This window comes from Acidovorax sp. FG27 (genome assembly GCF_040365715.1).
Taxonomy (GTDB): Bacteria; Pseudomonadota; Gammaproteobacteria; order Burkholderiales; family Burkholderiaceae_C; genus Paracidovorax.
This window is the reverse complement of record NZ_BAABVY010000001.1, coordinates 63,582-82,601: the sequence shown is the minus strand read 5'-3', so window position 1 is coordinate 82,601 and position 19,020 is coordinate 63,582. Positions and strand designations below refer to the sequence as shown.

Here is a 19,020-nt window from a genome sequence, read left to right as displayed (position 1 = left end):
TCAGGACCACCATGAACCAACGCAAAGGCATCATCCTCGCCGGGGGCTCCGGCACTCGCCTGCATCCGGCGACGCTCGCCATCAGCAAGCAATTGCTGCCCGTCTACGACAAGCCCATGATTTATTACCCGCTCAGCACGCTCATGCTGGCCGGGATCCGCGACATCCTGATCATCAGCACCCCGCAGGACACGCCGCGCTTCGAGCAACTGCTGGGTGATGGCAGCCAATGGGGCATCCGCCTCCAGTATGCGGTGCAGCCCAGCCCGGATGGCCTGGCGCAGGCGTTCCTGATTGGCGAAGAATTCCTGGCGGGCAGTCCCTGCGCGCTGGTGCTGGGCGACAACATTTTTCACGGACACGACTTCGAGGATCTGCTGGACCACGCCATGCAGCGACAGCACGGCGCCAGTGTCTTCGCCTACCACGTGCTGGACCCGGAGCGCTATGGCGTCGCGGAATTCGATGTGGACGGCAAGGTGCTGTCCATCGAAGAAAAGCCGGTGGCACCCAAGTCGAGCTATGCGGTTACCGGTCTCTATTTCTACGACGGCGATGTGGTGGAACTGGCGCGGCAGCTCAAGCCATCTCCGCGGGGCGAACTGGAAATCACCGACTTGAACCGCCTGTATCTGGAGCGGGACGCACTGCACGTGGAAATCATGGGACGCGGCTACGCCTGGCTGGACACAGGGACCCACGAAAGCCTGCTGGAAGCAGGGCAGTTCATCGCCACGCTGGAGCATCGCCAGGGACTCAAGATTGCCTGCCCCGAAGAAATCGCCTGGCGGCGCGGGTTCATCGACAGCGTCCAGCTCGAGCGTCTGGCCAAACCTTTGTACAAGAGCGGCTACGGCAAGTATCTGGAGCGCATCTTGAAGGAACAAGTGCGGCCATGACCCGACAGGCGGGGAGCGTCGATCCCTGGAGCCAGCGCCTTCGTGAAGGGCTGCAGTTGCAGCAGCAGGGATTGTTTGACAAGGCTGAATCGATCTACCGCAACGTACTGGCCGAGCAGCCGCAGCACGCATTGGCTTGGCATCTGCTGGGCATTGCGAAGGCACATCAGGGAAGCTCCAGAGAAGCCCTGCGGTGTTTTCAGCAGAGTCTGCTGATATGGCCTGAAGACCCTGTCGCGTACCACAACCTGGGTAATGCTTTCAAAGACCTGGGCTGCTTCGAGCAGTCCCTCGAGGCGAGCGAACGGGCCATTGCGCGTCGGCCAGGGTACGCCGCAGCCTGGTCCAACAAGGCCGGCATGCTGCAAGTGCTGGGCCGCCATGCGCAGGCGTGCGCTGCCTACCGCAAGGTTCTGGAATTTTTGCCGGGTGATGCAGCCGCATTGGGTGGGCTCGCCCAATCACTTGCGGCATTGTGCGATTGGAAGGAACTGCAATCGGTTCGTCGGTTGGTGCTGAACCGCTTTACTGCCGGCCAGCTGGCGGCTTCGCCTTTCGACATGCTGTGGTTGTCTGGCGATCCATCGGAGCATCGCCGGTGTGCCAAACAATTTGCTGACGAATTGGTGGCATCCCACCGCATCCCGCTCAGCCCGGCCCCTAGCGCCTCCTGCGTCAAGGAAGGTTTCAACCGTCCTATCCGGGTTGCCTACTTATCCGCGGATTTTCACGAGCATGCGACGGCCTACCTGATGGCGCAGGTCTTAGAGATGCACGACAGGCTGCGGGTGAAGAGTTTCGCCTATTCCTTTGGTCAAGACTCGGACGATGCGATGAGACGGCGACTCCGAGCCGCATTCGATGAATTTCGCGAGGTGCGAGAACTCGCCGACGAGGACGTGGTTCGGCGGCTTCAGGAAGATGGAATCGATATCGTCGTGGATCTGAAGGGTTATACGCGCGGGGCGCGCACCGGGATTCTTCTGAGAAAGCCCGCCTCCATCGTGGTGAACTTCCTTGGGTACCCAGGGACGATGGGGCACCCGGCGTATGACTACATCATTGGTGATGCGGTGGTAACGCCTTTTGAGCATGAAGCACACTACGTCGAAAAAATTGTGCAGATGCCGCACTGTTATCAGCCCAATGATGGATTGCGAGCGATAAGCCCTGAGACGTGCCGGCGAAGTGACGAAGGTCTTCCCGCCGAGGGCTTTGTATTCGCTGCATTCAACAACTCCTACAAAATTACTCCTGAGCTGTTCGACGTCTGGATGCGGTTGCTGAGATCGGTACCTCAAAGTACGCTTTGGCTGATCAGCGACTCCGAAGACGTCACACGCAATTTACGTAGTGAGGCCGAACTACGTGGCGTGGCCGCCCAGCGACTTGTATTTGCTACCCGTAAGCCACTGGATAGTCATCTGGCCCGCCATCAACTCGCGGATCTTTTCCTGGACACGTTGCCTATTAATGCCCATACAACGGCAAGTGATGCCCTTTGGGCGGGCTTGCCGGTGGTGAGTTGTCTGGGTGACACGTTTGCAGGCCGTGTTGCCGCCAGTTTGCTCAACACGATGGAAATGCCAGAGCTGATCACACGCAGTCTGAATGAGTACGAAAGTCTGGCTCGGGAACTGGCACTGGATCCCGTACGCTTGCAGACCCTCAAAAATAGATTGATGCCGAAGAAATCCACTTCCGCATTGTTCGATGCGGCAGGGTTCACTCACGATCTTGAGTCCGCGTATGAGCAGATGATGAAATTTTATCTACAAGGCTCGGCTCCACAGCACTTCTCGGTCAAAGAAGTGCGGAGCCATGGCGCCGAGTAAGGTCATCGGTCCAACAAAGTGAATAGTCCATGAAAATTACCGCTACAAGCATTCCTGAAGTCCTTATCATCGAGCCCAAAATTTTCGGCGATGCGAGAGGGTTCTTCATGGAGAGCTTTAATCAGAAGCAGTTTGATGAGGCAACCCGTAGTGAGTACCAGTTCGTGCAGGATAACCACAGCCGGAGTTCACGCGGGGTGTTGAGAGGGTTGCATTACCAAGTGCGTCAGCCGCAAGGGAAGTTGGTGCGTGTGGTAAGTGGCGCAGTGTTTGACGTGGCGGTAGATATCCGGAGAAGTTCACCCACCTTTGGTCAGTGGGTGGGTGTGGAGCTCAGCGAAGAGAATCGTCGCCAACTGTGGGTGCCGCCAGGCTTTGCCCACGGCTTCGTCGTTCTCAGTCCCACGGCTGATTTTCTCTATAAGACCACAGACTACTACGCGCCTGAGTACGAGCGCAGCATCGCCTGGAACGATCCTGACTTGGCGATCGACTGGCATTTCGAAGGCACGCCCAGTTTGTCGGCCAAGGACATGAAGGGCGTGCCTCTGAGTCAAGCGGAAGTATTCGCCTGACGTTAGCCACCGTGCAGGGGTTGCCTAGTGACGGTGGCACGTCAATCAGTGGCCAGTCGCAGCCAGTGACCGTTGCACGGACTGGTAGAGATGGTCCGACCCGAACTTGGGATTGTCCGGGTCGAAGGAGAACATGTTGTGCCCTCGGGGAACCAGCGCACCGTTCCACCGCGGTTCGGCAAAGAAGGAAATAAAGTCCGCGCCGTGCCGTGAATGCGCGTCGAAGATGCGTTGCAGTGAGGCGGCATCCATGGCCTTTAACGGGTGAAATTCAGTGATCCCATAGCGGCTATGGCCGCTGCCGGCCAGCCAGTCGAAATAAGAACGTCCATAAGTGGGCTCGCCATAAAGGCTCACACCCAAGCGAATGGATCCCAAAGGTCGTAGCGATGCCTGGATCGCGAACTTGTTGCCGTCCCAGCTCGGGTTGGTAAATGGCACGATCTGGTGGGTGTAGCGGGGCACGTCCACCAGGCATGAGTTGGCGACCTCGTGCTCGAAATACCGCAGATAGTCCACCACTTGCCGAGCCCGATACGCATGCCATAGCGGAACGAGAGGGTTGTAGTAATAGGAAGACGCATCCTGCGGCGTATCGATGTGCGCCTGCAACTCAGGGCCAGCAGGCCGGCTGGACGGCAAGGTTGCCTGCGGCTGGCGCTGCGGTGTTGTCTGCTGCCGGTCCATGATCGCCAGGTCGCGGCGCCCTAAGTGGGCCAATGTACCGGGTCGCACCTCCAGAAATATGTCCAGCTGATGGATGCCTGCCGGCAGTTGGGTGAAATCCAGATCCATGCGCCAACCGGTGTTGGCGTCTCCGAACTCCGGCTTGGCTGCCAGAACGTCCTGCCGCCCGAGCTGCACTGCAGTCTTGCCGACAAATTGACCGTTGCGATAGAGATGGACCCACGCAGGCCGGCCTGCGTCGACACCCTCGACATGCGCCCAGCCAGAGACCGGAAGCGTGCCATGCGCGAACGCATCGATGTGTTCGGCATAGCGACGCAACGGCTCGGTGCGTATGTCGCGGGACGGGGGATCCACCTCTGAGAAAGCCGCATAGTCACTTCCCACGACGCGGTTGAGCGAATCGATACTGCCGAATTCGGCCGAGAGGTACTGGCGAAAACCTTCGATGGATGCCGTGCTGTAGTCGGTAACGCGATACCGGCCGTCGAACCCCATGCCCGCCTGAAAATTGGGAAAGAGGTGATGCAACTCGCCCAATAGCGTCACACCCCGAATTTTTGCTCGGTCTTTCTCGGGCAGTTGGCAGGTGGCGTCCAGCACTGCACGTACGGCCTGCACACGCTTTTGCGTCAAGGTGTTGTGGGTGGTCGCGAAAGTCCAGTTGTAAACCTTCGAGTCGTAATAGTCGTCGGTACCCATCGCACCATCGCGGGTGCGCCCCATGTTGGCGGGATCCGCAGACAAAACTTCTTCGATGGGGGCGTCCGCCGAGAAATGCGTGGAGAACAAATAGAGGATGGCCGGACGGGGGCTGTCGCGCAATGTGCGGACGAGCCGGCCTACCTTCTCCTCGTCGATTTGCCACTCCCCCTGCGCCGTCGGTTGGAAGAGCCGCAGAAGCGGTACCGGCAAGGTGTATCCGAGGTCTTCGCGCGCCGGAGGCATCCGCTTGGGCTGCAAGCTCGTCAGGGTCGATTCGATCAACGCCGCCGCCGAACCCTGGGGCCCTTGGCAGCGGGCAGCCAGATCCTGCATCGAAGCTGGAAGGGACTCCGGCGAGAGTATGCAGGGCTCAATGATGCCGATCATGGGCGCCAAAAGCAGGCGATCAGCTCGGAGGCCATCTGACGTGGCATGCCGCTGTAGCAGCCACATTCCGCCCGCGCCGGCCAGCACGACGCCAGTGGCTGCGATGGCCACAGAAGCATGAAGGGCGATTCGTCGGGTGGGGCTGTGCATGGGCGGACTGTGGGTGATTGCAAGGGATCGACTGGAAAGCCATTCACGAATCGGGCGTCAGGTGCCTGCTGAGTGGCGCGATGAGCAAAGGCGCAGCATTTGCAGATCGGGCGCGAACCTCTGCAAGATCGCAGAGCGGACGAACCCGCAGCGGTTTGCAGCCCTCCCGTTCGTGAAGAGCGTCCCGGGTTGCCTCCGACTTTAAGCGAAGCGTTCCACTGTCTGACTAGGGTGCACATGACGGTGCCCGCGCTCTGGAGGGCGCGTGGTGGCCGCAGCTACACTTGCACCCGTTCCGCGCGCTCGACCGCACGCGGCGCCGCTCACGGCGAGCCTTTGCATACCCCATGACGACGCATACCCTTCCTGAACGTATAGACCCCTTGGTAGATCCGACGCCCACCTTGCGTCCTGCGTTGGGGGAGTTACTCGTCCAGTCGGGCAAGCTGAGTGCCCGCGATCTGGAGCGAGCGCTCTCCGCTCAGCAGGAGATGGGCGGCATGTTGGGCCGCGTTCTCGTGCGGCTGGGGTTGGTGTCCGAATCGGACGTGATCCAGGCCTTGTCACGGCAACTGGACGTGCCCATCGTTACGGCGGGCGAGTTCCCGGAGCTCATGCCTGAGGTGGATGGCCTGCTGCCAGAGTTCCTGCACGCCAACAGCGTCTATCCGCTGCGGGTGTCCGAGGGTCGTCTGCATGTCGCCATGGCGGTCCCGCAGGATGCTTTCGTGGTCAAGGCGTTGCGCTTGGCCACCGGCCACGCGATCATCCCGCACTTGGCACTGGACAGCGACATCGAGAAGGCCTTGTCCGAACCGACCGAGGAGCAGGGGGCCGAGGGCGACGACGCGGATGACGGATTCGGTGATGGCACCGATGGCGGCGACTTCGTCGAGCATCTGAAGGATCTGGCCAGCGAGGCGCCGGTGATCCGGCTCGTCAACAGCATCATCGGCCGCGTGATCGATCTTCGCGCATCGGACATCCATCTGGAGCCGTTCGACGACGGACTGCATGTGCGCTACCGCGTGGACGGTGTGATCCACACAGGCGAGCTGGTACCGCCCCGCCTGAGCGCTGCCGTGAACTCCCGGGTCAAGCTGCTGGCCCATCTCGACATCGCCGAGCGCCGCCTGCCGCAGGACGGCCGCATCAAGACCCGCGTCAAGGGCCGCGAACTCGACCTGCGGGTATCCACGGTGCCCACCGTGCACGGCGAAAGCGTGGTGATGCGGGTGCTGGATCGCGCCAGCGTGCGGCTCGATCTGGAAAAAATGGGCTTCGAGAAAGATACGCTGGGGCGTTTCAACGAGCTGCTGGCTCGGCCCCACGGCATCTTGCTCGTGACCGGCCCGACCGGCTCCGGCAAGACGACCACGCTGTATGCGGCCCTCTCCAAGATCGACGCGGAGGCCAACAAGATCATCACGGTGGAAGACCCGGTGGAGTACCAACTGGAGGGTATCAACCAGATCCAGGTGCACCCCCAGATCAACCTGACCTTCGCCAACGCGTTGCGTTCCATCCTGCGTCAGGACCCCGACATCATCATGATCGGTGAAATGCGGGACGGCGAGACGGCCCAGATCGCCGTGCAGTCTGCGCTGACCGGGCACCTGGTACTGTCGACGCTGCACACCAACACGGCGGCCGGTGCGGTGATCCGCATGCAGGACATGGGCGTAGAGAGTTATCTCATCACCTCGGCAGTCAACGGCGTGCTGGCCCAGCGGCTGGTGCGCACCTTGTGCGGGCAATGCAAGGAGGCTTACGAGCCCGGGCCCGAGATACGCGAGCGGACGGGGCTGAGCCGGTTTTCTGCCTTGGGGCAGCCTGTCTACCGTGCCGTGGGCTGCGAGCACTGCAGGCAGTCGGGTTACCGGGGCAGAACGGGTATTCACGAGTTGTTCGTGCTGGATGAGCCCATGCGGCGCGCCATCATCGAGGGGCGCGACGCCAATGCGCTCAACGCCCTGGCCTCGCAGGCGGGCATGCTCAATCTTTATGAAGACGGACTGCGCAAGGTCGCTGCAGGCATGACTACGCTGGATGAACTGGCGCGGGTGACACAGGACCAGTCCGATGCCTGATTACTCATGGCGGGGCGTTTCCGCCGCCGGCAAGATCACCGAAGGCCATCTGCATGCGGCCGGCGAGGCCGCGGTCCTGAAAGTGCTGCGCGAGCAGGGAGTGACGCCCTTGTCCGTGGTCGAAGGCGCCATGCCTGGCGCGGCGGTGGGCAAGGGCGCTTCGGCCACCACGGCCACAGGCGCGGCGGCCATCGCGCCGGTGCGCAAGGGGCGGGTGGACAAGAGCGCCGTCAAAGCCTCCGATGTGTTGGCGCTGACCTCTGAGCTCTCCATCATGCTGCGGGCAGGCCTGGCGCTCGACAACGCGCTGCGTGTGCTGATCGAGATGAGCTACAAGCCCAGCGTGGCCGCGATGCTGCAGGGCGTGCTCGACGCCGTGAAGGGCGGAACGCCGCTCAGCCGCGCGTTGGCGGCCCACCGCGAGCTCTTCGGCGATTTCTACATCAACATGATTCGATCCGGGGAGGCCAGCGGGCAGATGTCTGCGGTGATGGAGCGTCTGGTGGAACACATGGAGCGGCAACGCGCCCTGCGCGAGAGCGTGATCTCCGCCACCATCTACCCTGCCATCTTGTTGGGTGTGGCGGTGCTCTCGCTCATCGCGATGCTGGGCTTCGTGGTTCCGCAGTTCGAGAAACTGTTCACCGACATGGGCGATGCGCTGCCCTTGCCGACCCAGTGGGTCATGGCGTTGGGGCATGCGTTCAAAAGTTACGGGCTGGTAGTCGCGGTGTTGCTGGTCGGCCTGAGCTCGCTGACGATGCGCTGGCTCCGCTCTCCTGGCGGACGCGCGTGGTGGCAGGCATGGCTGCTGCGGCTGCCGCTGGTCGGCCGCCTGACCTTGAAATATCAGTTGACACTTTTTTCCCGTTCGCTCGGCACCCTGCTCGGAAACGGCGTTCCAATGCTGACGGCGCTGCACATTGCCACCGATACCGTGAGCAACACCGTGCTTCAACAGTCCCTCGGGAAGGTCGCCCCCATCGTGAAGGAAGGCGGCAAGGTCGTGCAGGCGGTTTCGGCCACCCGCATCTTCGAGCCGCTTGCCATCAACCTGATACGCGTGGGCGAAGAGACCGGGCGGATCGGGCCCATGATGCTGGAGTTGTCCAACATATTGAACCGTGAAGTGGAAACCGGTATCAAACGGCTGCTGACCCTGGTCGAGCCCGTGCTGATCCTGGTGCTCGGTGTGCTGATCGCTGCCATCATCGTGTCGATCCTGCTGGGCATCCTGTCGATCAATGACCTCGCCGTATAATTTTTGGTTTACTGAAGGAGCCGTGTTCATGGCGCAATCCCGTGCAAGCCGTACCGTCGGCCAGATGCCCTCCCGCCGGTCCGCGCGCGGTTTCACCCTGATCGAACTGCTGGTCGTTTTGGCCATCCTGACGCTGCTGGCCGGCCTGGTCGGCCCGCGTGTGCTCAATCAGCTCGGTGGCGCAAAGTCCAAGACTGCGGGCGTGCAGATTGCTGACCTCGACAAGTCGCTCGAATTGTTCAAGCTCGACGTCGGCCGCTACCCCACCACCGAAGAAGGGCTGGAAGCGCTGGTCAAGCGCCCTGGCGCCGTCAATGGCTGGGCAGGCCCTTACCTCAAGGGCGGCGTGCCTACCGACCCATGGGGCCACGCCTATCGGTACACCGGTCCCGGTGCGAATGGCGGCATCGAGATCCTGTCGCTGGGTTCCGATGGCGCGCCCGGCGGTGACGGCGAAGCCGCGGACATCCGGAACGCCCAATAAGCCTGCTGCTCTCTCTTTTCCAGTCTCGTTGGCAGCATGCGTCGCGCGCGCGGCTTTACGTTGGTAGAGCTGTTGGTGGTCTTTGCGATCCTGGCCTTGGTCATCGGGCTGGTGCCGGTCGCGTTCGAACGTTTTCGTGAATCGTCGCAGTACCGTGATGCGGTCCGCACCATGTTCAGCCAGATGCGAGCGGCCAGGGGTACTGCCATGGCTGAAGGCCGGGATGTGCGGTTCACGGTGGATCTGCAGGCGAGGTCTTACGGCGTGGATGAAGTGCGCAAGCCTTTGCCAGAGCCGCTGCAGCTGCGGGCCATCGTCGCCGGTCGCGAGCTGGGTACGGACGGCAAGGCTTCCATCCTGTTTCTCCCGAGCGGTGGTGCCACCGGCGGCAGTATCGAAATACTGCGTTCGCCACAGGTCGGTACGCGTTTGCGCGTGGATTGGCTTTCTGGCCGGGTAAGCCAGGAGGCTCTCACCCCATGACGTGCAATGCGCGTCAGCGCGGGCTGACGCTTCTTGAGTTGCTGGTCGCCTTCGCCATCATGGCGCTGGCGCTTGGAATGCTCTATCGTGCGATGGGCGGCAGTGCCCGCAGCGCAGGCGATGTGGAGCGCTACCAGCGTGCGGTGTTGCTGGCTGAGTCCATCATGGCGCTGCGCGACGCGGTGCCCGAGCAGGGGTGGCGGCAATCGGGCGAATCCGGTGGATACCGCTGGCAGGTCAGTTCCGCTCCATACCGCACAGGCCTGTCGGGGCCTGACATTCCTCCGCTCCACGAGGTTGAAATCGTCGTCGGCTGGTTCGATGGCGAGCGCGACCGCAGCTTCGAACTCGCGACGCTGCGGCCGCAGCGCAAGCCGCCTGAAACGGGGTTCACACGATGACCCGCGTCGATTTAGCTGCGAGCCAAGGCCGTCCTCTGTTCTCGCCCCGCCGCTTTGGGGAAGGGAGTTGCCGTCGCTTTGCGCCGGGTTTCACCCTCGTGGAACTATTGGTGGTGATTTCGCTGCTGTCGCTCATCATGCTGGCGCTGGGGTCCGCGTTGCGCACGGCAGCGCAAACAGAGAGTCGGGTGGACTCCCGCCTGCAACAGGCAGACGACCTGCGTGTGGCGCAGAGCTTCTTGCGGTCGGTCTTGGAGCGGGTGTCCGGGCAGAAGATCACGGGGTTGGTGCCCGCTGGCGCCAGCCAGTTCTTTTTCCAGGGGCAGGCCCAGCAACTGGCGTGGGTCGGCGTCATGCCCGGGCGTTACGGCGCCGGCGGTCGGTATCACTTTCGTCTGGGGCTGGCCGATGGCGCACTGGTTCTGCAGTACACCCCGTGGGTGGACACCGCCACGCCACCCAACTGGGGCGGTGCCGAGTCCTACATCCTGATGACCGGTGCGACAGGACTGGCGATTCAGTATGAAGACGCGCGTTACGAGCCGCCGGCATGGTCTGCTGCTTGGAAGGAAGTCGACGTGCTGCCGCAGCGGGTGCTTGTCTCGGTGCAGGCGGAAACTGGGGATTGGCCCGAGCTCATCGTGCCGCTTCGCGTCATGCCCGCCAGCGACCCCCGTTCCAACGAACCTACTTTTGGGGGGCGCTAGCATGGGCCGCATCGGCATGGCGCCTTGCTGCGCTGGCTCCCAACGGTTTGCGGCGCGCGGCGTGGCGCTGATCGCGGTGCTGTGGATCGTGGCGTCACTCAGCGTGCTGGCGACGGGGTTGACTCGTTCCATCCGGGACGAGGCACGCATGATGTCACTGTCTCGCCAGTCAGTGCAGGCGCAGGCGCTGGGAGACGGCGCGATTCAGGTTGCCCTGCAAGCGCTGCTTGCCAACAACCAGCCGGTGTCGCAGGCGGTGCAGTCGCAAGTGGTCTACCGCGGTGTTTCGATGCAGGTGGAAGTCATTCCCCTGAACGGCTATATCGACATCAATGCGGCGCCTGCGCCACTGCTGGAGCGCCTCTTCGCCGTGGCCGGTGGGCTGCCCTCTGCAGCCGCCCAGGCGGCCGCGCAGGCCGTGATCACGGTGCGCGACACCCCCGATGCGCGAGGCGGTCGGCAGCGCTTCGAGGCGGAGGAAGACCTGCTCAGGGTGCCCGGTATCGACTACGACCTCTATGCTAGACTCGCTGGCCTTTTGACGGCCGACTTGCGCGGCTCGGGCCGTGTGAATCCGATGGCAGCACCTCCTGAAGTGCTGCAGGTATTGACCGGAGGCAACGCAGGCGCTGCGGCACAGATCGCATCCAGAAGAGCTGCGGGCCAGGTGGGGGTCGACACTTCGTCTATCGATGGGTCGCTGACAGACGTTTCCGCAGTGAGGCAATTCCGAGTGCAGGCGAGAGTTCCCATGGGTGATGGGTCGATGGTGCGCGTCGCTCGCAACGTCGCGCTGGACGCCCGTGTCCCCGATGGTGCCCCGTGGCATACCTTTCGCATCCTCCGCAGTGTTGAGCCTGTCCAACGCGCAACTACCCCATAACAGATGCCGTCCCTTTCCTCCGACGCCCGTTTCCTGGGCATCGATCTTCGTGCGCTGTGGCGAGACACTCGGCAGGCCTGGGCCAGCGTGAGCGAATCGCCCGCGCTGTCGTGGTTGACCCCCGAACCCCAAGTCGTGCTGCTGCATGCCGATGGCGGGCAGTCGTTCTGGTGCGCCGGTGTGGGGCACGCGCAGCCCATCGGCCGACTCAAGTCCAGCTTTACGGCCCTCGAAGTGCCGGAAGACCTGGTGCTGCGGCGCTCGATGGCGCTGCCGCGGCTCGGCGCCAGCGATCTGGAAGGCGCCGTGGCACTGCAAGCCCGATCCATCAGTCCGTTTGCTCCGGATGACCTGGTGTGGGGCCACGCGACCCGTCCCGGCGGGGGCGGCGGAGTTAACGCGGACGTGGCGATTGCATCGCGCAAGCAGGTGGCGGAATATGCGGCGTCACAGGCATCGCGGCTGGGTGCCATCGCCGACTATGAAGTCTGGGTGCGCGGTGCTGCGGGTTCGCCGATCGTTCTGCGCGGGTACGGCGAAGCCGCACGCAAGGCTTATGGCCGGCGCTTCCGTCGTGCTGGCTATGCGTTGCTCGCGTTGATCGCCGTGCTGCTATTGGCGATGGCCGTCACCCCGACCCTGCAGTTGCGCATGCGTGCGCTGCAGGCCTTTGCCGCGCACGATGCCCTGGCCAAGGAGGTGGCGCCGCAAGTGCGTCAGCGCGAGGAGATGATGAAGTCCATCGAGAAGCTTGGCGCGCTGTCGGAGTCCGTGGCTGATCGCGTAGAGCCGTTACGTGTGCTCGACATGCTCACGCGGCTGCTGCCTGACGACACGGCCGTGCAAAGCTTCAAGCTGCAGGGCCGCAAGGTCACGCTGTCGGGCATCGCGGGCAATGCGTCCGCCCTGATGCAACTGCTGGGGGAGCAGCCCGGCTTGCGCGACGTCAAGGCGCCCAGTCCCGCGACGCGCGTTGGCGCGTCGACCAAGGAAACGTTTGTTATCGAATTCATGCTCGACCTGAAGGAGTTCGGGGTGGTGCCGCCTGCGGCCGCATCGGCTGCTGGCGCGGTGGGTGCCAATCCGCCAGCGGCAGCCGCCGTCTCTGCGGCGGGTGCTGCAACCGCCGGGTCTGCTGGAACGCCTGCCGCGCCCCCGCCGCCTGCAACGGCAACTCCGGCACCGGCTGCTGCACCCGTAGCGGGCAAGGCGGCTGCAGACAGCGGTGGCGCCACTTTCGGTGGCGGTGCGACGTTTGGCGGATCTGCTCCTGCCGCCCCAGCAGCCCCTGCCGGTGGAAAGGCGCGGTGATGAAGAAGCTACGCATGCGCGAATGGGCGTTGGTGGCCGGCAGCCTGATGCTGGTGTTGGCGCCGTTGGCAGGCGCCGGCTGGTATGTGTTCGGCAAGCATCGCTGGGCCGAGGACAACATGGCCAAGCTCGAGCCGCGTCATGCGCGCATGCTCGGTTTGCAAGCGCAGGGGGAAGAGATTGCGAGCGTGCTGGCCAAAGCCAACCAGATGCGCGCGCAATACATCTACCCTGCAACGCAAGACTCCAACCAAACCGGGAACGTGGCGCAGCAAAAGGTGCGCGACATCTTCAGCGCCGCGGGCCTGCAAATCAGAAGCAGCCAGGTGCTTCCACCCAAGGAGGAAAAGGGCTTCGACCGCATCCCTGTCACATTCCGAACGGATGGCGATCTCATTGCCGTGCAAAGTGCCCTGGCTGTGCTCAGCAGCCAGATGCCCATCATGATCCTGGACGATCTGGACATTCAGGTCATTGGCGGTCTGGCGGTCGCCAATCCCAAATTCGCGCCCAAACTGTCGGCGCAGTTTGGCATCAGCGTGTTGCGGGAGCGTCCATGAAGCGTTACGCCCTGCACATTCTGACCACATTGGCCCTAGCCCTGGCACTTGTCTTGGCCGTCCTCTGGTTTCATGCGGACGGCTCGGTTCGTAACAGCACGTGGGTTCCACCTGAGCCATTGCGTGTGGACTATCAGGCTATGCTGCCGGTACTGCCACCAGTGGGTTCGGCAGATACCAGCCGCTTTGTGGCCATGCTCGACCGGCCGGTGTTTTCGGTGACACGGCGCCCTCCGCCGCCGCCGCCGCCTCCAGAATCCGTGCAGGCACCGCCGCCCGACAACCTCAGCACTGCGCGACTCTCCGGCGTTTTCCAAGGAAACGGTGCAGGTGGGGTGATCATTTTGATCGCCGGCAAACAGCGCCGCGCCCAGATCAACGACTTGGTGGACGGTTGGACGTTGAAGTCCATTCAGGGTCAATCCGTCACGTTCATGCGAGGCGCAGAGCAGCGCGTGCTCACGCTGCAGCGTTCCTTGCTGCAATCCGCGACGGGTGAAAGTGCTGCGGGCGCAGTTCCGCAAGCAGGATCGCAGGGAGCGGGCGGGGTGGTTCGTGGCTCTCCGGGCTCGGCGTTTGTGGTTCCGGCGGTGCGGTATGAGCCTGCCGCCGAGACCCCGGCGACCCAGGCAGCGCAGCCGCCCGGCTCCAATCGACCGGGCGGGCCAGGGGCTGCTGCGGGGGGCGCGGCACCGGCACCGCTCCAGCCTACCTTCGGCGGTCGCTCTTAGGCGCTGCCCCAAGTTTTCACCGTGATGATCGGTTCTCCAGACATGACTTTTCCTCGTTACGCACTGACCGCCTGGACCTGCGCCCTGCTCGCCACGACCGCGTCCGCGCAGACTTCTCCCGCGCTGACTGAAACCGGCATGGCTTCACCAGCCGGGGCGGCTGTTCCAGTGGCACCCGCGCAAGCATCGACGCTGCCCGCGCAGGATGCGGCCGTCGAATCCAGGCCGCGCTTCATGCGCGGCAACGACGTAGTAGTGGCTCCGGCAAAGGAAGTGGCGCCTCTTACTGGCGCTCCGCTGTCGTTCAATTTTGAAGACGCTCCAGTGGCTGAGGTGGTGCGTACGCTGCTGGGCGACATCCTCAAGACGCCTTACGTGCTGCATCCACCGCTGGTGGGGTCGGTCACGCTGTCCACGCGGGTGCCCATTCCGCCCGATCAAGCCGTTTTCTTGCTTGAAAGCGCCTTGCAGGCCAATGGCCTTGCCATGCTGCGCGACGCGCGGGGTACTTACCACGTGGGCAAGCCCGATCTGCTGCGCGGCATTGGCGGCACCATCCGCCAGGCGGTCAAGAGCACACCCCTGCCGCCGGGTTATGGGTCCATCATCGTCCCGCTGCAGTACATCGGTGCTGCGGAGATGGCCGCCATCCTTCGGCCCATGGTGCCCTCCGAGGCCATCGTGCGAGTCGATCCGATGCGCAACCTGCTTGTGCTGGTGGGCACACGCACGCAAGCCGAAGGCTGGCTCGACCTGGTCAATACCTTCGATGTGGACCTGCTCAAGGGCATGTCCGTGGGCATGTTCCCGCTCAAGAACATTTCCATCGAAGACGTGGAAACGGCCATTCGCCTGATGACAGGTGGTGGCTTTGAAGGGGCTGGCGCCAGCGCGACTGGAACTGCAGCGGCGGGTGCCGCGCGCAGTGGCTCGTCTGCAGTGGCCGCTGGCTCGGCAGGGCAGGGGGCCGGCTCCCGCGCAGGTGCCGCCTCCACCGCGACCGGTGGCACGTTCTTCGGCGGCGTGCGCATCGTGCCTGTGGAGCGACTCAATAGCATCCTGGTGGTAACGCCCCGTGCCTCAGCCCTGGAAGAAGCCCGGCGCTGGATCGAGAAGATCGATCAGCCGATCGACAACGGCGCCGAGCCGCAGCTCTATATCTACAAGGTGCAGAACGGCAACGCCAAGCATCTGGCCGGGGTGCTGAGCGGCATCTTCGGCGGCAACACCTCGAGCGGAACAGCAGCCAATAGTGGTGTGGCTCCAGGGCTGGGCGGCGGCTACAGCAACTCCGGATTCGGCAACTCCGGCTTTGGCAATTCCGGATTCGGCAACTCCGGATTTGGCAATTCGGGCTTTAGCAATTCCGGGTTCGGCAACTCGGGATTCGGCAGCAGCGGCAGCTACGGCGGAGGAAGCGGCTTCGGCAATCGGACGTCGAGCGGGCAATTCAGCCAGACTGGGCAAAACGCTGCCAACACGCGCGGCGCGGGGCAGGGCTCGACCACGGCGATGATCGGCAACATCCGGGTGATGGCGGACGAGTTGAACAATTCCATCCTGGTGTGGGGTACCAAGAGCGAGTTCGCCAAGATCGAACCCACCTTGAAGCGACTCGATTTGCCGCCGACGCAGGTGCTGATCGATGCATCGATCATCGAGGTCACCCTCAACGACACCCTGAAGTACGGAGTGCAGTGGGCATTCAACGGAGGGGTCGGGCGTTTCGACGGTGAGGGCCTCTTCTCGAATGCAGCCCGTGCGGCGGGCACCGCGCTGCCGGGCGTTGGCGCGAGCGAGGGCTTCACCTACTCCCTGGCCAACGGCAACGTACGTGTGGTGCTTGACGCGCTGGCGACGAAGGGTCTGGTCAAGATGGTTTCAAACCCATCCTTGATGGTGCTCGACAATCACGTTGCCGTCATGTCGGTGGGCAATCAGGTGCCTGTCCCCTCTCAGCTTTTGCGGGATCCCACCGGGGCTAGCACCCAGTCTTTCCAGTACCGCGACACAGGCGTCAATCTTGCCGTCACCCCTTCCGTCAATGCCGGCAATTTGGTGACGCTCCAGATTGACCAGTCCCTGACCGACACCACCGCCAGTACCGGAGATCAACCAACGTTCCTTCAGCGGCAGATCAATAGCAAGGTAGCCGTCCGTTCGGGCGAAACCGTGGTCTTGGGCGGGCTCATCACAGATTCCGACTCTTCGGGCAAACGGGGCGTGCCGCTGCTGCAAGACATTCCAGTGGTGGGTAACTTGTTCAGCAGCAACTCACGAGAAGGCAAGCGAACGGAACTATTGGTCATCCTGACGCCTCGGGTCGTACGCACGGATCCAGAGATTCGGGAGGTCAGCGAAGACCTGCGTGATCGCCTTCGGGGTTTGAGAGCCATCGAAGAGCGCAACCCCCGGGCGCAGAGCAATTCGGTTGCCCCGGCCGCCACGCTGCCCTTGCCGATCAACCCATTGCCTCCGCAATGATCTGGTCTTTGATTTGATGCATTCGGCATCCCCCCTGTTGCAACCTTGAGGAAGACGACTATGAGAATTGCTCCCATCCTGCGTTCACGCACTGCCGCAATGCTGGCAGTCGCCTGCGCAGCCGCATCGCTGGCGGGCTGCGCCACCTTCGGTGGCCCTGAAGGCACGGTCAAGAGCCGGGCCAACGAATTCTGGCAGGCTCGGCTGGATGGCCGTCCTGACAAGGCGTATGAGTTGACGACTCCCTCTTATCGTGAGCTACGCACCTTGCGACAGTATCGTGTTAAGTTCGCGGGCCTCTCTGCCAAGTCCGTGGACGTGGACAGCGTGACCTGCGAGGCCGAGCGTTGCGTTGCTCGCATCAAGATGGAGGTGGTGCCTCCTATCGCAGGCTTGAAGATGGAACCCATCGAAATGTACTCGGATGACATCTGGGTGCTGGAGGGTGGAAAGTGGTGGCATTACGAGGCGCCCTGAGCACTCTCTTGACCTTCGCGCTGCGGCTTTCTGAAGCTGTGTTGCATTTCATCAACAACGCTTTTTTTTACAGTTTCCCTGGTAGTCTCCCGCTTCGTACGCTGTGCTAACATTCCCCGGCGTAATCAATCGTGGTAGTTGCGCTTACCAACTTTTTTAACTGGAGTTCCTTGTATGAAGAAAAATGTTCTGGCTCTGAGCATTGCTGCCATGATTGGTGGCCTGGGCCTGGCAGGTGCTGCCTCGGCTGGCGTCGTTCCTGGCACGGCAACGTGGACCGGTAACGCAGCTGCGGGCACCGCGGCTACGATGACCACGACCAACGCCACGACCCTGCGTATTTCTGACGCTGGCGTGGGTCACAACCTGCTGGTGCCTTACTTCAACGCTCAGAACAACAACATGAGCGTGTTCCACGTGGTGAACACCGACACCGTGAACGGCAAGGCCGTCAAGGTGCGTTTCCGCAGCGCTTCCAACTCTGACGATATTCTTGACTTCCAGTTGTTCCTGTCGCCTGGCGACGTGTGGACCGCTGCTGTGACGCAAGGTTCTGACGGCATCGCACAAATCACCACGGCTGACAACAGCTGCACGGTGCCTGCCATCGCCAAGAACGTGCCCCAGAAGTTCGTTACCGATCGTCTGAATCCCAACCTGATCCCCGGCGACAAGGCCAACCAAACCCGTGAAGGCTACGTTGAACTGTTCAACATGGCTGACATTCCTGGTCCTGCCAACACCGGCGGCACGGCTACCGCTCTGTACACGGCTATCAAGCACGTGAACGGCGTGGCTCCTTGCTCGGTGGCTGGTTCTACGGCTCGCACGCTGCTGAACACCACGGCTATCACCGCCTACAACGATCAAAACACCGCTGCTCGCGCTGGTTTCGATACGCCTACGTCCGGTCTGCTGGGTGACTGGTACATCCTGAACATTCCACAAACCACGACGTTCTCCGGCGCTTCTACCTCCGTGGTTGCCCTGACGTCCGCTACTGGCGACGCTGGCCGTGCCAACTTCGTGCACTTCCCGCAGACCAGCGGTGCTGTTGCTCCCGCAAGCATCAACACGTTCACGGCTGATCCGCTGTTCCGCACGAACGCTTACCCTGCTTCGGCTGTGGGCAACACGGCTACTTACGGTACGCAACTGACGACGGCTACGCTGCCTGCTGCGAACTATGACCTGCCTGACATGTCGACGCCTTACACCACGGCTCCGTCGGCTACGGCTCCTCTGACGCAAGCCAACCAGCTGACCACGGCCCTGGCTGCCACGTCGGTTACCAATCAGTACGCTACGGATACGGTCATCACGGCTAAGACTGACTGGGTGTTCTCCATGCCCACCCGTCGTTACAGTGTGGTGGCCAATTACGCTGCCACCGGCACCGGCACTGGCGGCCAAACGGTCACTGGTATCAACGCTCCTGCTTATCGTCTGTTCTCGCAACTGGCCGGTGGCTCGTCGACTGCCGAATGGTTCCGTCCTAACAACACCAGCGTGGACTCCGTGGGCAACATCTGCGTGAACGCAGACGCTCAAGTGTTCCGTGACCGTGAAGAAGGCCCGGATGTGGTTGGCGAAGCTCCGATCTTCTCGCCTGGCACGCCTGCTACCGCTGCCCGCTTCGCTTTCTGCGGCGAAACCAGCGTGCTGGCTTTCAAGGACAGCGGTTCGTCGGTCCTGGGTGGCAACGTGGCTCGTCAAACCCTGACGGCTGGTTTCTCGGAAAACGGTTGGGGCGTGATCACCACGACCAACGGTGGTCCTGGCCTGCCAATCCTGGGTTCTTCGTTCCAGAAGCTGACGAACCCGAACGTGGGCAACGGCATCTCTGGCAACTTCGGTATCACCTGGCCCCACCGCTTCACGCGTGTCGTGGCTCCTGCGATCCCTTAATT

At 62.5% G+C, this 19,020-nt stretch carries 17 protein-coding genes; 16 read left to right on the top strand and 1 reads right to left on the bottom strand.

The genetic code is table 11. From position 1 onward, the window contains the following. Positions 1-11: 11 nt before the first annotated feature. From rfbA to rfbC, 3 genes are read left to right on the top strand one after another with little or no spacing between them, the layout of a single operon-like run. Complete coding sequence (rfbA, locus tag ABWV53_RS00365; protein ID WP_353361773.1) at positions 12-899, top strand: glucose-1-phosphate thymidylyltransferase RfbA; 888 nt, start codon at positions 12-14, stop codon at positions 897-899. Then, a complete protein-coding gene (locus tag ABWV53_RS00360; RefSeq protein ID WP_353361771.1) occupies positions 896-2,734 on the top strand; it encodes an O-linked N-acetylglucosamine transferase, SPINDLY family protein in 1,839 nt (612 codons plus the stop codon). Before rfbA ends, ABWV53_RS00360 begins: the two co-directional genes overlap by 4 nt. Before the next feature lie 29 nt (positions 2,735-2,763). After that, entirely contained in the window at positions 2,764-3,309 is a 546-nt protein-coding gene (rfbC, locus tag ABWV53_RS00355) for a dTDP-4-dehydrorhamnose 3,5-epimerase (RefSeq protein WP_353361769.1), read from the top strand. A gap of 45 nt (positions 3,310-3,354) precedes the next feature. On the opposite strand, the gene ABWV53_RS00350 is transcribed toward rfbC, so the two are convergent. After that, positions 3,355-5,238 (bottom strand): hypothetical protein, encoded by a 1,884-nt coding sequence (locus ABWV53_RS00350; RefSeq protein WP_353361767.1) that lies wholly within the window; start codon positions 5,236-5,238, stop codon positions 3,355-3,357. Between the two features lie 347 nt (positions 5,239-5,585). Here ABWV53_RS00350 and gspE point away from each other — a divergent pair, with 347 nt between their 5' ends. The 13 genes from gspE to ABWV53_RS00285 all read left to right on the top strand — a co-directional run bounded on the left by gspE (position 5,586) and on the right by ABWV53_RS00285 (position 19,018). Then, positions 5,586-7,328 carry a type II secretion system ATPase GspE gene (gspE, locus tag ABWV53_RS00345; RefSeq protein ID WP_353361765.1) on the top strand — a complete coding sequence of 581 codons (1,743 nt, stop codon included), beginning with the start codon at positions 5,586-5,588 and terminating at the stop codon, positions 7,326-7,328. Further along, positions 7,321-8,589 (top strand): type II secretion system F family protein, encoded by a 1,269-nt coding sequence (locus ABWV53_RS00340; protein WP_353361763.1) that lies wholly within the window; start codon positions 7,321-7,323, stop codon positions 8,587-8,589. Before gspE ends, ABWV53_RS00340 begins: the two co-directional genes overlap by 8 nt. A gap of 28 nt (positions 8,590-8,617) precedes the next feature. Continuing rightward, the gene (gene gspG / locus ABWV53_RS00335) at positions 8,618-9,073 is read left to right on the top strand and encodes a type II secretion system major pseudopilin GspG (protein ID WP_353361761.1); all 456 of its coding nucleotides are present in this window, start codon (positions 8,618-8,620) and stop codon (positions 9,071-9,073) included. Between the two features lie 36 nt (positions 9,074-9,109). Next, the gene (locus tag ABWV53_RS00330; RefSeq protein ID WP_353361759.1) at positions 9,110-9,556 is read left to right on the top strand and encodes a GspH/FimT family pseudopilin; all 447 of its coding nucleotides are present in this window, start codon (positions 9,110-9,112) and stop codon (positions 9,554-9,556) included. Then, positions 9,553-9,957, top strand: a complete 405-nt coding sequence (locus ABWV53_RS00325) for a type IV pilus modification PilV family protein (protein ID WP_353361757.1) — start codon at positions 9,553-9,555, stop codon at positions 9,955-9,957. The genes ABWV53_RS00330 and ABWV53_RS00325 overlap by 4 nt, the downstream gene beginning before the upstream one ends. Beyond that, positions 9,954-10,664: a prepilin-type N-terminal cleavage/methylation domain-containing protein gene (locus ABWV53_RS00320; RefSeq protein WP_353361755.1), complete on the top strand. Its 711-nt coding sequence runs from the start codon at positions 9,954-9,956 to the stop codon at positions 10,662-10,664. Before ABWV53_RS00325 ends, ABWV53_RS00320 begins: the two co-directional genes overlap by 4 nt. A 61-nt stretch (positions 10,665-10,725) precedes the next feature. Then, positions 10,726-11,547, top strand: a complete 822-nt coding sequence (locus ABWV53_RS00315; RefSeq protein ID WP_353361753.1) for a type II secretion system minor pseudopilin — start codon at positions 10,726-10,728, stop codon at positions 11,545-11,547. 3 nt (positions 11,548-11,550) lie between these two features. Continuing rightward, on the top strand, positions 11,551-12,858 hold the full coding sequence (locus ABWV53_RS00310) for a PilN domain-containing protein (protein ID WP_353361751.1): 1,308 nt from the start codon (positions 11,551-11,553) through the stop codon (positions 12,856-12,858). After that, the gene (gene gspM, locus ABWV53_RS00305; protein WP_353361749.1) at positions 12,858-13,418 is read left to right on the top strand and encodes a type II secretion system protein GspM; all 561 of its coding nucleotides are present in this window, start codon (positions 12,858-12,860) and stop codon (positions 13,416-13,418) included. Before ABWV53_RS00310 ends, gspM begins: the two co-directional genes overlap by 1 nt. Further along, the gene (locus ABWV53_RS00300; protein ID WP_353361747.1) at positions 13,415-14,149 is read left to right on the top strand and encodes a hypothetical protein; all 735 of its coding nucleotides are present in this window, start codon (positions 13,415-13,417) and stop codon (positions 14,147-14,149) included. Before gspM ends, ABWV53_RS00300 begins: the two co-directional genes overlap by 4 nt. Positions 14,150-14,173: 24 nt before the next feature. Then, positions 14,174-16,633, top strand: a complete 2,460-nt coding sequence (gspD, locus tag ABWV53_RS00295) for a type II secretion system secretin GspD (RefSeq protein ID WP_353361847.1) — start codon at positions 14,174-14,176, stop codon at positions 16,631-16,633. Between the two features lie 60 nt (positions 16,634-16,693). Then, positions 16,694-17,110, top strand: coding sequence for a hypothetical protein (locus ABWV53_RS00290; protein ID WP_353361745.1), 417 nt, complete (start codon positions 16,694-16,696; stop codon positions 17,108-17,110). A 174-nt stretch (positions 17,111-17,284) separates the two neighbouring features. Next, positions 17,285-19,018 (top strand): cell surface protein, encoded by a 1,734-nt coding sequence (locus tag ABWV53_RS00285; RefSeq protein ID WP_353361743.1) that lies wholly within the window; start codon positions 17,285-17,287, stop codon positions 19,016-19,018. Positions 19,019-19,020: the final 2 nt, after the last annotated feature.

Excerpts from the sequence above, each read along its gene's own strand:
- rfbA (WP_353361773.1), top strand. The coding sequence starts at position 12 with ATGAACCAACGCAAAGGCATCATCCTCGCCGGGGGCTCCGGCACTCGC.
- ABWV53_RS00360 (WP_353361771.1), top strand. The coding sequence starts at position 896 with ATGACCCGACAGGCGGGGAGCGTCGATCCCTGGAGCCAGCGCCTTCGT.
- rfbC (WP_353361769.1), top strand. The coding sequence starts at position 2,764 with ATGAAAATTACCGCTACAAGCATTCCTGAAGTCCTTATCATCGAGCCC.
- ABWV53_RS00350 (WP_353361767.1), bottom strand. The coding sequence starts at position 5,238 with ATGCACAGCCCCACCCGACGAATCGCCCTTCATGCTTCTGTGGCCATC.
- gspE (WP_353361765.1), top strand. The coding sequence starts at position 5,586 with ATGACGACGCATACCCTTCCTGAACGTATAGACCCCTTGGTAGATCCG.
- ABWV53_RS00340 (WP_353361763.1), top strand. The coding sequence starts at position 7,321 with ATGCCTGATTACTCATGGCGGGGCGTTTCCGCCGCCGGCAAGATCACC.
- gspG (WP_353361761.1), top strand. The coding sequence starts at position 8,618 with ATGGCGCAATCCCGTGCAAGCCGTACCGTCGGCCAGATGCCCTCCCGC.
- ABWV53_RS00330 (WP_353361759.1), top strand. The coding sequence starts at position 9,110 with ATGCGTCGCGCGCGCGGCTTTACGTTGGTAGAGCTGTTGGTGGTCTTT.
- ABWV53_RS00325 (WP_353361757.1), top strand. The coding sequence starts at position 9,553 with ATGACGTGCAATGCGCGTCAGCGCGGGCTGACGCTTCTTGAGTTGCTG.
- ABWV53_RS00320 (WP_353361755.1), top strand. The coding sequence starts at position 9,954 with ATGACCCGCGTCGATTTAGCTGCGAGCCAAGGCCGTCCTCTGTTCTCG.
- ABWV53_RS00310 (WP_353361751.1), top strand. The coding sequence starts at position 11,551 with ATGCCGTCCCTTTCCTCCGACGCCCGTTTCCTGGGCATCGATCTTCGT.
- gspM (WP_353361749.1), top strand. The coding sequence starts at position 12,858 with ATGAAGAAGCTACGCATGCGCGAATGGGCGTTGGTGGCCGGCAGCCTG.
- ABWV53_RS00300 (WP_353361747.1), top strand. The coding sequence starts at position 13,415 with ATGAAGCGTTACGCCCTGCACATTCTGACCACATTGGCCCTAGCCCTG.
- gspD (WP_353361847.1), top strand. The coding sequence starts at position 14,174 with ATGATCGGTTCTCCAGACATGACTTTTCCTCGTTACGCACTGACCGCC.
- ABWV53_RS00290 (WP_353361745.1), top strand. The coding sequence starts at position 16,694 with ATGAGAATTGCTCCCATCCTGCGTTCACGCACTGCCGCAATGCTGGCA.
- ABWV53_RS00285 (WP_353361743.1), top strand. The coding sequence starts at position 17,285 with ATGAAGAAAAATGTTCTGGCTCTGAGCATTGCTGCCATGATTGGTGGC.